Source organism: Parabacteroides sp. CH2-D42-20, from assembly GCF_003670185.1.
Taxonomy (GTDB): Bacteria; Bacteroidota; Bacteroidia; order Bacteroidales; family Tannerellaceae; genus Parabacteroides; species Parabacteroides distasonis.
In genome coordinates this window covers 50067-64313 of sequence record NZ_RAYG01000021.1, presented here as the reverse complement: position 1 = coordinate 64313, position 14247 = coordinate 50067, and the positions used below count along the sequence as shown (strand labels likewise).

11 protein-coding genes are annotated in these 14247 nt (G+C 46.8%); 7 read left to right on the top strand and 4 right to left on the bottom strand.

Features of this window, described 5'->3' with window-relative positions:
• Positions 1–5 precede the first annotated feature (5 nt).
• Together D7V92_RS13175 and D7V92_RS13170 are read left to right on the top strand one after the other, a co-directional pair.
• Positions 6–1727: a helix-turn-helix domain-containing protein gene (locus tag D7V92_RS13175; RefSeq protein ID WP_121773043.1), complete on the top strand. Its 1722-nt coding sequence runs from the start codon at positions 6–8 to the stop codon at positions 1725–1727.
• Between the two features lie 109 nt (positions 1728–1836).
• Entirely contained in the window at positions 1837–3036 is a 1200-nt protein-coding gene (locus D7V92_RS13170) for an MFS transporter (protein WP_121773042.1), read from the top strand.
• 8 nt (positions 3037–3044) lie between these two features.
• On the opposite strand, the gene D7V92_RS13165 is transcribed toward D7V92_RS13170, so the two are convergent.
• On the bottom strand, positions 3045–3596 hold the full coding sequence (locus D7V92_RS13165; protein WP_008774320.1) for a hypothetical protein: 552 nt from the start codon (positions 3594–3596) through the stop codon (positions 3045–3047).
• A gap of 62 nt (positions 3597–3658) precedes the next feature.
• Positions 3659–5773 (bottom strand): thiol protease/hemagglutinin PrtT, encoded by a 2115-nt coding sequence (locus D7V92_RS13160; RefSeq protein WP_121773041.1) that lies wholly within the window; start codon positions 5771–5773, stop codon positions 3659–3661.
• 465 nt (positions 5774–6238) lie between these two features.
• On the opposite strand from D7V92_RS13160, the gene pdxB reads away from it, so the two are divergent.
• Complete coding sequence (gene pdxB, locus D7V92_RS13155) at positions 6239–7348, top strand: 4-phosphoerythronate dehydrogenase PdxB (RefSeq protein ID WP_036629136.1); 1110 nt, start codon at positions 6239–6241, stop codon at positions 7346–7348.
• Positions 7349–7361: 13 nt separating this feature from the next.
• On the opposite strand, the gene D7V92_RS13150 is transcribed toward pdxB, so the two are convergent.
• Positions 7362–7922, bottom strand: a complete 561-nt coding sequence (locus D7V92_RS13150; RefSeq protein WP_005860699.1) for a phosphoribosylglycinamide formyltransferase — start codon at positions 7920–7922, stop codon at positions 7362–7364.
• 154 nt (positions 7923–8076) lie between these two features.
• Here D7V92_RS13150 and D7V92_RS13145 point away from each other — a divergent pair, with 154 nt between their 5' ends.
• The 4 genes from D7V92_RS13145 to D7V92_RS13130 all read left to right on the top strand — a co-directional run bounded on the left by D7V92_RS13145 (position 8077) and on the right by D7V92_RS13130 (position 13120).
• Complete coding sequence (locus D7V92_RS13145) at positions 8077–8313, top strand: acyl carrier protein (RefSeq protein WP_005639879.1); 237 nt, start codon at positions 8077–8079, stop codon at positions 8311–8313.
• A 21-nt stretch (positions 8314–8334) separates the two neighbouring features.
• Positions 8335–9600, top strand: coding sequence for a beta-ketoacyl-ACP synthase II (fabF, locus tag D7V92_RS13140; RefSeq protein ID WP_005860697.1), 1266 nt, complete (start codon positions 8335–8337; stop codon positions 9598–9600).
• A 1-nt stretch (position 9601) separates the two neighbouring features.
• Complete coding sequence (gene rnc, locus D7V92_RS13135) at positions 9602–10444, top strand: ribonuclease III (RefSeq protein ID WP_005860695.1); 843 nt, start codon at positions 9602–9604, stop codon at positions 10442–10444.
• A gap of 81 nt (positions 10445–10525) precedes the next feature.
• Positions 10526–13120: a T9SS type A sorting domain-containing protein gene (locus tag D7V92_RS13130; RefSeq protein ID WP_121773040.1), complete on the top strand. Its 2595-nt coding sequence runs from the start codon at positions 10526–10528 to the stop codon at positions 13118–13120.
• A gap of 64 nt (positions 13121–13184) precedes the next feature.
• Here the strand turns inward: D7V92_RS13130 and D7V92_RS13125 are convergent, their stop codons facing one another.
• Positions 13185–14198 (bottom strand): ATP-dependent 6-phosphofructokinase, encoded by a 1014-nt coding sequence (locus D7V92_RS13125; RefSeq protein ID WP_121773039.1) that lies wholly within the window; start codon positions 14196–14198, stop codon positions 13185–13187.
• Positions 14199–14247 lie beyond the last annotated feature (49 nt).

Sequence of the window (14247 nt, the reverse complement as noted above, 5' to 3'; positions counted from 1 at the left end):
AATGAATGAAACTAACATATATAACTTTATTCTTTTTTTCTATCGTACTCTTGAGAGCGGCAAACCCTTCCGCAGATAACCGCCCCCAAGAAAAATTATCTTACCAATCCATATTCAATCAGATCATCGCAACCCCCGAAAAAGCGATAAACCTAGCCGATAGCGCCGAGAACCTACGGATCATACCGGAATACAAAGCACATATCATCCGGTCACGGGCATACGCCCGGTTGAAAAACGAGAAGAAAGCGCTGGAATACGCTCTAGCCGCATTCCACACCGATTCCGTACAAAACGACTCCACGGCCTACATGAATGTTTGCCAGATACTAAGTAATTGCTATATCGAGCTATCCCGCCAGAACGAAGCCATAGAATACGCAACGATAGCGATACGGATCGCACGCTCCCAACGCGATAAGAGCGTCGAGGCTACCTCTATGATCTCCATCTCACGGGCACAAAACGAGCTGGCACAAAAAGACAAGGCTATCGAGACACTTGACCAAGCGATTGAACTGCTACAAGGCACCACCGATCCGGAAGAAAAGTGTACGTTGATCTCACTTTATATGGAGAAGCTACGAAACATCATGATCCAGGAGAAAAATGAAGAAGCAATAAATACTGGAAAGGAAGTAGAGGCACTTCTGGAAAAGATGGAACAAACAGGCGATATGCAAGAGACAAGGGTGGATATGCACCTAGGTTATTTATATAGCTTCCTTTGCGAAGCGTATCAACTGATCGGAGAGGAACAAGCAGCGGCCAGTTACTACCAAAAGTTCCTCACCACCAAATTCGCCCAAAAGCCGCAGGGAAGAACGAGAGCGGACCCTTACCTGCTATTAATAAATGATTATAAGCAAGTGATCCATAACACCTTGGAACGGGAGAGACTGACTCCGGCGCAAGATACCATCAATAAAGATTATACGGTGATGCTAGCGAAGCTAAAGAATACCTATTCCTTAATGGGCGACTATAAAACAGCTCTCCAATACAGTGATCGCCTCTCCAACATACGAAAGGAACTGTATGCCCGCGACAAGGAAAACGCGGCCATGGAACTTGCCATCGCCTATGAGACGAACGAAAAGGAAACCAAGATCATCAAGCAGGAAATGGAGCTGAAGCAGCGCAACACATTTCTCGGAGCCTCTCTAGGCATCATAATCCTCCTTATTCTCTTGCTTTGGATCTCGTACCGGAACAGCAAGGTCATCAAGCGAAAGAACAAGATCACAGTGAACCAAGTAAACCAACTCCTAGCCTACAAGAATGAGCTATTGGCGATCAAGGAACGTGACAAAGAGGCAGAACTATCGCACCAAGAAGAACTTCCCAAATCAGATAGCAAGACACAAACTGACCCAGATCAACCAATCGACCAAGATTCTTTCATCCTGTTGGAAGAAATAATGCATAAAGAGAAACTCTATCTAAAATCAGATCTTACCCGTGAGGACGTACTAAAACGGCTCCGCATGGACAAAAACCGTTTTGCCCGGATGATACAGAGCAACACGGGAGACAATTACACGAACTATATCGGCAACCTCCGCATGGAACACTCCATACAGCTAATGAAACAATATCCTTATTACAACCTAGAAGCCATCGCCTTCGATTCCGGATTGGGAAACGTACGTGCCTTACACCGCCTCTTCAAGAATAAGATCGGGATGACGCCTACCGAGTATAAAAAAGCCTTACATGTGAATTAAATTAACTATTTGCAGCAATCGGTCCCAATCCCGTACAAAAAACTTACTTTAAGCCCTTTTATTCAATAAATTCATCTAATTTCGCGCCATTTATAAACGACACGTCTCTATGAATAATGATAAGATCGTCACACCCAGCTTTTGCTATATACTAGCGGCGAATTTCCTGCTTTTTTTCGCTTTCTATCTAATCCTGCCGATCTTGCCTTTTTATCTGAAGGAAGAATTCATGATCGGGAAGTCTATGATCGGGTTTATCTTGTCGTGCTATACGCTAGCGGCGCTCTGTATCCGTCCGTTCGCCGGATATTTACTGGATACTTTCGCCCGCCGTCCCTTATATCTGGTGGCTTATTTCATTTTCACCGCCATATTTGGCGGATACATGGTAGCCACGGCGCTTACCCTCTTTATCGCCTTACGCGTCGTACACGGTTTCGCCTTCGGCATGGTGACGGTGGCTGGAAATACGATACTGATCGACATCTTGCCCTCCTCCCGCCGTGGGGAAGGTATTGGCTATTACGGCCTAGCCAATAACATCGCCATGAGTTTCGGGCCGATGATCGGTCTGTTCATGCAAGGGAACTTCACATACGACGTGATCTTTTCCTGCTCGTTGCTATCCGGAAGCCTTGGTTTTATCATGGCCTATATGCTCAAGACTCCTTATAAGCAACCGGTCAAACGAGAACCGATCTCCCTAGACCGCTTTTTCTTGGTGAAGGGAACTTGGGCGGGTATCTCCCTATTATTGCTCTCCATTCCTTATGGTATGACTACCACTTATGTAGCGATGTACGCCGCTGAGATCGGGATCAGCGTAAACTCCGGACTTTATTTCACCTTTATGGCCGTGGGACTCGCCGTCTCCCGCCTGTTCTCCGGACGGCAAGTGGATAAAGGACGGATCACGCTTGTTATCTCCCTCGGGATGTATTTGGCGGCGGCCACATTCTTTCTTCTTGCGGCGCTCAAGGAGTTGATGCATTGGAATCCGGTATTTTCCTCTTATCTCTACATAGGTATAGCCCTCTCGCAAGGCGTGGCGTTCGGAACCATGTTCCCTGCTTTCAACACGCTTTTCGTGAATCTGGCACCCAATAACCAGCGGGGTACGGCCACGTCTACATATCTAACTAGTTGGGATGTAGGTATCGGTATCGGGTTGATGGCCGGGGGCAGTATCGCACAAGAGCTGGGTGGCTTCAACTACGCCTACCTGTCCGGCGCTTGCCTTACGGTATTGTCTACGTTTTTCTTTTTGTTCAAGGCAGGGCCGCATTTCAACCGGCACAAGCTAAGATAAGCGTCACGTTATAAAGAAACCTTAAATTCCCCCGAGCGTATCCGCTCATTCAGTTCTTTCACCAAATCCTTATATTGATACCGGTTACCGCAGGTATGAATCTCTGTTAGCGGGTGTTTATCGATTACCTTCTCCAGTAATTCGGAGCGAGACGGCGTAGATGGCAAGGCCGCGTATTCCTCGTACGTGTAAGACAAGAAAGCCACGTTGCGCCCGATACCCCGGTTATCCAACAGATAGCCATCGGCCAAAGGAGTCGGGTAGGGATACTTATCCCCCACTTTCACATCGCTTACCGCCGGATACGAGACAATCGTCTGGCCATCCTCACTCAATCCAACCGGGACATGACGGCTATAATCTTTCGCCGTCTTATAGATCACCACAGGAGGAACCGCTTGCACGGAGGAAGAAATCCGTCCGGAAGAAGCTGGTGTCGGCACCATTCCGGAAAACCGGCTGTCGGTCGTTTCTAACCCGGCAGCCTGCTTCCGACTGGAGGAACAACTGATCCCCCAGCAGGAAGCGATGAAGCATAAAGCCATAATCCCTTTTTTCATTTTTGCATTTTCTCTGTTATCGCATAAAGATCTCCCGTGAAGTTAAAACTTTCCGGTACCTGTCACAATACTATTTTCTTCTCCGCCCAACCCTGTTCGATACGGACTTTCAACACATAGATCCCCCCGGATAAACCAGCGGTAGAAAGGACGGACCCCGTCCCGTTCATCACGCCCGTAGAGCAAAGCCTGCCCGATACATCGTATAAGTAAGCCTCATGGAGCGGAGACGTGAAGGATACGGACAGACGGCCTTCTCCCGCCAGGACCCGAAGCTTATCATCAACCGCCAATGGATGGATGCCTGTGGGAACGCCTTCCACGGTTACAAATACCTCTGTTCCTTTTATAAAATAGACACCATCAGATACCACACTATACGCAGCCAGCACGTAGCGACCCGGGGATAGGTTTACTTTTATTTGAGTACGTACCTCTTTCTCTTCCCCTGACTGAAAGTAAGCGCCTTCAATAGACAAGTCCGTATATTCCCCCGTAGACAACGAATGCGCCATGAAGGCTATCATCGGATTACGCTCATAGGCGCTCTCGTTGCGAATCACCGTGCACAACACGTTCGAGCCATCCACTACCAAGCTCTCTTCCGAATAGACAGAACGCGTCCCTGTATATTCATCAGCGTAGGATATCACCTCTATCAAGGAATCCGTCGCCAACAAATGGATTTCGTTATTCCTCATCCTTGAAGGGGTTAGCTCCCGCCACTCCTTCTCGCCAGATACACGATACAACGCCCTCAACCCGTATAGACCCGGATCCAAGCATAGTGGATCAGTCTTCCACAAAAAAGAAGGTGAAACCACAGCTGGACTTATAACGCCCTTTTCCTCATAAACGATCTTGGATAGACTATCTCCGGTAAAGACTCCTAGAGCAAGCTCTAGCTCCTTCTCGGAGGAGGCATCTAGCTGTAGGGCATATTCAATGCCTAAAGAATCACCTTGCGAGATCGATGGACGATCTACATTCACCGAATTAACATTCAACGACAGATAAGGCTCGCTCGCCTCCGTGGGTTTCTGGAAACCGATAATCATATCTTGACCATAAGAGAATCCGCTATACGTTTTAATATATGGATTCAGCACATCCAGCTCGAAGAAACCGTTAGCGGCTCCTCCCCAACCCCAATTGATATGGAACAGGCCGTCCTTATCATAGCCATCGCAAACAAAGGCATGCCCACCACTCGTAGACGTCCCCCCGTACAAGACCGGACGTTTGGCCGCGAGCTCGACCTTCAACAACCTTTTCCAGCCTGCGGTCATATAATAGTCACGATGCAGACATAGCAGATTTTTATCATAATTAAGATTCTCGATCAATCCCTTGGCCATATATTCGTCCATAGTTCCGCTGCCAGCAGCAGAATAGAGCATATTACCAGCCACGCCCACAGCATACATCAACTCGGCGACAGCCTTATCTTGAACGGCGGTGGAAGTAGAGTCGTACACATCCAGCATATTCTTCCAGTCAAACGTATAGCCACTTAAATCCACGGGGAAAACAGTCTCGTTCACATTTTCCTCTCCCATTCGATATTGCCCTTTACCTACCGCTTTCTCCGGCCATTGGTGGTAATTCATGATCTGGACGGCAGCCGTAGCCACACAACCCGTCGCTGAACGCTTATCCCCATCCAACGGGCAAAGACTATTGTAAGGAGCGCCTTGATTCCATTTCGTCTGTATCAACGGCTCCACTCGCTCCGGAAACCCATCGTCTGAACGCAGAGACGAAACATTCTCCGGAAACACCTGTTCAAGCTGCGTATGGGCATGATCGATCTGGCGCTCGTATTCCTCAAACCAACTCCTCATGTTCGACGGCATATCTCCCGGATCGAAAGAGCCCGACAGGGAGTAACCCAGCACCGGGGCGACACGGTCGTCGCCCGACACCATCACGAAACCATCCCCTTCCCCTACATTATAGATATAGTAATACGGATCGGACGACACGGAACGCAGGCCGCTCCCCTCTCCCGTATACACCAACCGAAAATCGGATCCCGGGGCCGAGCGTAACATACCCTGTCCCTCATAAAAAGAGCGGGCTATCCTCAACGCCTCCGCCTCAGTACGCTGACGGGCCTCCAACGAGAAGGCCACGCTCACGACACACAATAAACATAACAGTAATCTTTTTTCCATCTATTATTTGTTTTTGACACTCGCAATGTACGCCTTTATTTAATGACGAATCCTTCCTCACAACCTTGAGTTGTGACATTCAGTCCTTAGTTTATGTCATTTGATACAAAATAACCAACAGGGTATGACCGTTTCCATACGGCTCTTTCATTTAACCATCCGTCTTTGCCAAGCTGGAATACAGGGATCCCCAATAAAATTCCGTACAATAAGCTCGTAAAAAGGAGACCGCATATAACACATTGATAATCAACACTCCAAAAACAGAATGATCTTTTCCGGAAAACACGTACATGTTTTCGCGAAAAGTCGTACATGTTTTCCGGAAAAGTCGTACGTGTTTTCCCGGGATCCTTCCTCCGAAAACAAAAGCGCATGATAAAATTCACAAGAAGCGAAACTCCCATCACTTGTATATCCCCTGTTTTTTACTTAATATCGCGTAACGATAATCAAGCTGATAAGATGAAAATAATAGCAGATAACACGGTTCCTTACCTAAAAGGGATCTTGGAGCCGATAGCGGACGTATCCTACCTTGACTCCAAAGAGTTTACTCCCACGAACATAAAAGACGCGGATGCCTTGATCGTACGTAGCATAGATAAATGTACACGCGAGCTATTGGAAGGTAGCCGGGTTCGCCTCATCACGACAGCCACGATCGGGTACGACCATATCGATATCCATTATTGCGAGAAGACAGGGATCACGTGGAAGAACGCCCCGGGTTGCAACGCCGCTTCCGTGGGGCAATATGTATTATCCTCTTTGGTAGCCGTCGCCCTCCGCAAAGGAGAGAGACTAGCAGGGAAGACTATCGGTATTGTTGGCGTAGGCCATGTAGGGAGTATCGTGGAGATGCTATGCGAGGCCATGGGGATGCGTGTGCTTCGCAATGACCCGCCCCGTGCCGAGCAGGAAGGTGAGGATGGATTCGTATCCTTGGACACGATCGCGAAAGAGGCGGATATCATAACCTTGCATGTGCCGTTGACCAAAGAGGGACGTTTCGCCACCCGCCATCTCGCCGATCATGCTTTTTTCGACAGATTGGAACGAAAACCATGGTTTATCAACAGTTGCCGGGGTGCCGTACATGATACGCAGGCCTTATTGCAGGCCAAACGAACCGGCAAGGTCAGCGAACTGATCATTGATTGCTGGGAGAACGAACCGGATATCGACCGGGAATTACTGTCGGAAGCCACGATCGCCACTCCTCATATAGCCGGTTTCTCCGCCGACGGGAAGGCGAACGGGACACGAATGTGCTTAGAGAATATAGGATGCTTTTTCGGTATCCGTATCGAAAAGATCAAGGAAGTCATTCCACCTGCCCCAACCAACCCGTTCATCGACTTGGGACAATTCAAGGAGCACCGGGTGGAAGAAGCCATCTTGAGAAGTTTCAACCCAGAAGTAATCGACCAAGCACTAAGAGCGAATCCTCATCATTTCGAGCGATTTAGGGCAGCGTATGACCATCCCCGTGAGTTCCATGCTTACCAAGCGATCAAAGCTGACCCGGAAGAATTCGCCGTACTCCAGAAACTAGGTTTTCAAGTAGGCTAATGACAAAAAAGCCTTACAATAAACTTTCGATCACATGAGGATAATGCGCATACTCCAGGGCATGCACTTTCGAGGCTACCTCCTCCGGCGTATCCGAAGGTAATACCGGACAAGAAGCCTGGAAGATGATAGCGCCCTCATCATAATGCTCATTAATATAATGTATAGTAATACCCGACTCCCGCTCACCAGCCTTCACGACCGCCTCATGCACATGCATGCCATACATCCCCTTGCCGCCATATTTAGGGAGTAACGCGGGATGGATGTTCACGATCTTACCGGGAAAAGCCTGAAGAATCACGTCTGAGATCTTATTCATAAAACCGGCCAACACGATAAGGCAGACATCATATTCCGCCAACTTTTCCAAGATCGGCACACCGGCAATAAATTCCTCCCGTGAAAATACGAAAGAAGGCACTCCCAATTTGTTTACCCGCCCATGCACGCCAACATTACGATTATTTGATAAAACAACCGCAACATTAACGTTTTCACTGTTAGCAAAATATCGGGCGATGTTCTCGGCATTCGTACCAGATCCGGAAGCAAAAATCGCTATGTTTTTCATATTTTTAGATGTTTAAATGCACAAGAAAAGAAAAAATGTGCAGTTTTCCGCATTTTTAGCTTATTAAATTTGCTTTGTAACATAAAAAATTCTTTTCTTTGCACTGCAAATTTAAAAAGTATATTCGTATTTATTAATCTAAATTGAAAAAGTTATGTCTGAAGTTGCTGAAAGAGTAAAAGCTATCATCGTTGACAAGTTAAGTGTTGAAGAAACAGAAGTTACAAACGAAGCAAGCTTTACTAACGATTTAGGAGCAGACTCTCTTGACACTGTAGAATTGATTATGGAGTTCGAAAAAGAATTCGGCATCTCAATTCCTGACGATCAAGCAGAAAAGATTACAACTGTAGGTGACGCTATCGCTTACATCGAGGCTAACGCGAAGTAATCAATCCTTTTAACTAAAGGTATGGAATTAAAAAGAGTTGTAGTAACAGGTCTTGGAGCTATTACTCCTCTTGGTAATACCCTCCCCGAAACATGGGAAGGTATTATCAATGGAAAAAGTGGCGCAGGACCTATTACTCAGTTTGATGCATCCAAATTCAAGACACAATTTGCATGCGAAGTTAAAGGCTTCGATCCGTTGAAAGTTATGGATCGTAAGGAGGCCCGCAAGTGTGATCGTTATAGCTTATTTGCGATCGACGCGGCGAAACAAGCGATCGAGGACGCGGCAATGGACTTGGATAACGAAGATAAGAACCGTATCGGCGTTATTTTCGCTTCAGGTATCGGTGGTATCAAGACATTTGACGAGGAAGTATTGAGTTATGCGAAGATCAAGGATACGATCGGTCCGAAGTTTAACCCGTTCTTCATCCCGAAAATGATCTCGGATATCGCGGCCGGACATATTTCCATGCTTTATGGATTCCACGGCCCGAACTTTGCGACCGTCTCAGCTTGTGCATCTTCTACAAACGCTATCAGTGACGCATTCAATTATATCCGTTTAGGCAAGGCTAACGTCATCATCACCGGTGGAGCGGAAGCTGCTGTTTCTGAATCGGGTGTAGGTGGATTCAACTCCATGAACGCGTTATCGACACGTAATGATTCTCCCGAGACCGCATCTCGCCCGTTCAGCGCTAGCCGTGACGGATTCGTGATGGGTGAAGGTGGAGCTTGCTTGGTATTGGAAGAAATGGAGCACGCATTGGCTCGTGGCGCTAAAATATATTGCGAGATCGCTGGAACCGGAATGTCTGCCGATGCTTATCACTTGACCGCTTCTCATCCGGATGGTTTAGGAGCGAAGCTGGTTATGCGCAACGCATTGGAAGATGCGGGAATGACTCCGGAAGATATTGATTACATCAATGTTCATGGAACATCGACTCCCGTAGGCGATATCTCAGAGGTTAAGGCGATCAAAGATGTGTTCGGAGAACATGCTTATCAACTGAATATCAGTTCTACAAAGTCAATGACCGGTCACTTGCTTGGTGCTGCCGGAGCGGTAGAGGCGATCCTGTGTATTATGGCTATAAACGATGGTATTATCCCGCCGACCATTAACCATGCGGAAGGCGACGATGATCCTGAAATAGATTATAAACTGAATTTCACATTCAATAAGGCTCAAAAGAGAGAAGTGAAAGCCGCTTTATCGAATACGTTTGGTTTCGGTGGACACAACGCTTGCGCCATTGTTAAAAAATTCGTGAAATAACGTGTTTAGAAAGCTATACAAACAGCTACATAAAAGAATAAGGCTCCTGCATAATAAAGGTAGGGAGCCTTATTTGTCTTTATCAAAGATTCTAGGTTTTTATCCGGATAATCTCCAGATTTACGAGCAGGCCTTGTTGCATAAATCATCATCAGTAGAGACGGGTGATGGTAAATGGCTTAACAATGAGCGTCTTGAATTTTTAGGAGATGGCATTTTGGATGCGGCGGTCGCCGATATTGTCTATAAGCGCTACCCGAATAAGCGGGAAGGCTTTTTGACAAACACACGCTCCAAGATCGTACAACGGGAAACGATGAATAAGGTCGCCGTACAACTCGGCCTTGATCAAATGGTAGTCTATTCAACCAAGATAAACTCTCATAACAATCATATGTATGGTAATGCGCTCGAGGCTTTGATCGGCGCTATTTATCTGGATCAAGGTTATGACGTTTGTTATAAGTTTATCCGTGACGTGATGATAGAAAAGTATATCGATGTAGATACGCTCGTCCGGAAAGAGATAAATTTCAAGTCAAACTTGATTGAATGGAGCCAAAAGAACAAAATATCGATCTCGTTCGATCTAATAGAGTCTTTTACGGATCATGATGGAAATCCTGTATTCCAAAGCGCGATTAAATTGCTCGGCGAGCAAATTGGCATAGGTATCGGTTACTCCAAAAAAGAATCCCAGCAAGCGGCTTCTAAAATGGCGGTCAAAAGATTGCGGACAGACAAAGAACTCCAGCAACGTATCTCTGCCACAAAGAAAAAGAAGACTGGTGAACTAACCGATGAAAAAGAGTTTTCTGACCTCCCAGAGGAAGAAACTGTATGATAAATAGCAGAACTTGGGTATATCGTTTGATATACCCAAGTTCTTAGTTATATAAGAATAAGCTCATATAAAGTTGTATGTATGAAAAAACAGTACAGTAAATTTCTCCGAATATTAATAACCGGCATATTATATATCGGCTATTTCTCGATTTCAAGTTCGTTGGCGCAGATCAGCGAAGGAGGACTCCCCCCCAGCTTTCAATTCGCAGGTTCACTTCGAAGTGAAAAGCTAGCAGAACAAGTTCCAGTGAATTTCAGTGTGGAAGACCTCAAGACGGTCGATGCGTGGAGGGTCAGCCAAGGCGCTCCGTTGCGTGTAGCCAAGTCGATCCCAACCAGCTTCGACATCGCCGATAGCGGCGATTGGATTTCACTACCCGACGGTAGCCAAATATGGCAACTTCACCTTCAAGCGAAAGGAGCGATCGCCTTGATCCTGTATTACTCCGATTTTTATATACCCAAAGGTGCCCGGTTATACCTGTATAACGCAGCGAAAACCCAAGTATTGGGTGCCTATACGCATCGTACGCATCCTAAAAACGGACCGTTCGCAACCCAAGCCGTAGCAGGCGATGAAGTGATCCTCGAATATGTACCTGCACCATCCGGCGAGACACCTCGACTACGCATCCGGGAGGTCGGTTACGGGTATAATCATCTTGAAGCGATCATGCCAGAAGTACAGGAAGCGCCGGGAGCCGGCTTTTCAGAAGCTTGCGAAGTGAATATCAATTGCGAGGAGGGAGCCGATTGGCAGGAGCAAAAGAAGGGGGTGATACAAATGATTCAATACATCCGTAATAAAGAGGGAGAAGGAGGAAGCTATATTTGTACGGCTTCTCTGGTAAATAATACGGCCCGTGACAAAAAGCCTTATGTATTATCCGCCTTCCATTGTTCGCAAGATATGCTGGGCGAACAGACGGTTACTCCCGAGGAATTAGCAGTCTGGTTGTTTTATTTCCACCAAGAACATGTGGGCTGCGATAATGAGTCACCCATTTATCCGATAAAAACCATGGTAGGATGTACACGGAAAGCCTCTACCCCTGTCGAAAACGGTTCCGACGGACTGTTGCTGTTGCTTAACGACGAGATCCCCGACGATTATAATGTATTCTTTAACGGATGGGATCGTTCAAATATGCTTTCACTCTCGGGCGTAGGCATCCATCATCCTTCCGGCGATTATATGAAAATCTCCACCTATGGAAATTATCCGACAGAATCGATTACATGGCGTAATAGTGATGTTGGGAAAACCGGGGCCACGAACGCTCATTGGAACGCGACTTTCGATGCCACGCTAAACGGACACGGGGTGACCGAGGGAGGTTCTTCCGGCTCGCCTTTATTTAATAGCAAAGGTTTGATTATAGGTACGCTGAGCGGTGGAAGCTCCAGTTGCGAACTGCCCGAAGGATTGAATTTATACGGTAAATTGTATTATCACTGGAATAAATACAGTGATAATGATACAGCCCGGATGGATGTCTGGCTAGATCCACTCGGAACGGGCGTCACCTCGTTGCAGGGAATGACGCAGGATGGGAAAACGATCGGAAACGAGTATGAAGGTCCGACTGATTTGAAATACAAACAGATCTCCACGGGTGAGATTCAACTGACATGGAATGCCCCAGTCCTCGAAAAAATAGCTGGTTGGGGATCACAAGATCGTTATCAACAGTTCGGTCTCGGAGGAGATCCATTCTATTTCGCTCAGAAATGGGATACGAAAGATCTACAACCGGTGCATAAAAAAACGATCCGGAAGGTTAATTTCTATCCACAGGAAGGGGTCACTTATGGAGTCTATATCAAACAGGGAAACCGGGAGTATGAAGAGAGTTTCACTCAACTGAAATCAGGTAAAATAAATTCGGTCACACTTAAAACACCATTCGTAATCGATGCGAAGCAGGATTTACTGGTAGCCATTCATGTGATAAGCTATGCCAATAACACATACCCGGCATGCTCCGATGAAGGCCCCGCAGTCGATGGAAAAGGGAATTTATACTCTTTGGACAGAAAAAAATGGGAAACATTCTCAGATGATGAGCTAGATGCCAATGTTGTGTTATCGATCGTAATAAGCGCGGAAGAAGGTGAGCTCCCCTCGAGTTCCGTATTCTCCACGAGCACTTTCTCGGAGAAACCGCAACCCATGAGAACGGGCCGATTATCATTCCGGAAACTGGCTATCGCCTCCGATGCGCAAGAAGCAGAGTTGATCACGGCTTTTCCGGAGCTGACCGGTTATAAGGTATATCAAGATACCCGGGAACTGACGACATTACCTGTTTCTCAACGGAATTATACGGTGAAAAATCTGACAACAAGTACCCCTCTGCTCCAAGTAACGGCACTTTATGGTACCGACGAGAGCGCTCCGGCTACGGTAATTCCGGAAACGAGCGTAGGTAACGAACTGAAGCCAACAGACGAAGAAGTAGATATTCAACCACGTATCTTCTCGAATGAAGTACAGATCCAGAATTATCAACAACTGAAATCGCTTGAGATCTACAGGGCCGATGGAAAGTTGATACGTAGCGTCCCGCAACCGGGAAGCAGTCTCAGCACGGGTGATTTTGCCACTGGAATGTATATCTTCCGCTTGACTACCGAAAAGGGAAGCCAAACCGTTCAAGGTATTAAAAAATAAACGGCCGCCTACTAGTATAAAGTAAAAAAGGTTGTGCGTTCTCTGACACACAACCTTTTTTATTTTATTTCCCGAATGTTACCCCCATCCGTTTTCCTTGTACGATCAAATCATGATCCGGTGTCACTAATTTTAGTTTTCCCGCTACTTCTAACAAGGGAATGGATTCTACCCTATCTCCTTTCATACAAACCATACGTCCGAATTCACCATTAGCGATCAGTTCCGTGGCATGGCCTCCCAAACGAGTCGCAAGGTTACGGTCGAACGGAGAGGGGTTTCCACCCCGTTGGGTGTATCCCAATACGGTATCCCGGGTCTCGATACCCGTTCCTACCTCGATAGCCCGGGTAATATAATCAGAAGGACGCTTTTTATCCGGAGTCTCGATACCCTCGGCTACTACAACGATGGAATAAGGTTTGCCCCTGCGAGCCCGATCCAAGATCGCCTCGTTCACCTTATCGATATCGTATCCCAATTCCGGAAGTAAGATCACGTCGGCACCTCCAGCCATCCCGGCATACAAGGCGATCCATCCGGCATGATGGCCCATCACCTCCACGACCATCACCCGCTTATGTGAACTAGCCGTAGAATGAAGACGGTCTATAGATTCCGTGGCGATATTCACGGCGGTATTAAAACCGAACGTAATATCCGTACCCCATATGTCATTATCGATTGTCTTGGGAACGCCTATCACGTTCAATCCGATCTGAGATAACAGATTGGCCGTCTTCTGCGTACCGTTTCCTCCGATACAAACCAAGCAGTCCAGCCCCAGCTCCTCATAATTTTTCTTAATGATCTCCGGCTTTTCCGAATATCCCGAGGCCAAGAGCTTACGGAAAGGCTTCTCTCTGGACGTTCCTAAAATGGTTCCCCCTAAATTTAATATGCCGGATAAGCTCCGTTCATCGAAAACTTGGACGTCTTTATTCAAAAGACCTATAAAACCGCTATGAATACCTATCACTTCCATGCCGTAATGCATGATAGCGGTCTTGCCAACACCACGGATCGTAGCGTTGATACCGGGGCAATCGCCACCCGATGAGAGAATCCCTATTTTCATCGTAACGTTAATTTAGTACTTAGCAAAGATATAAATAAAAAGAGAATGC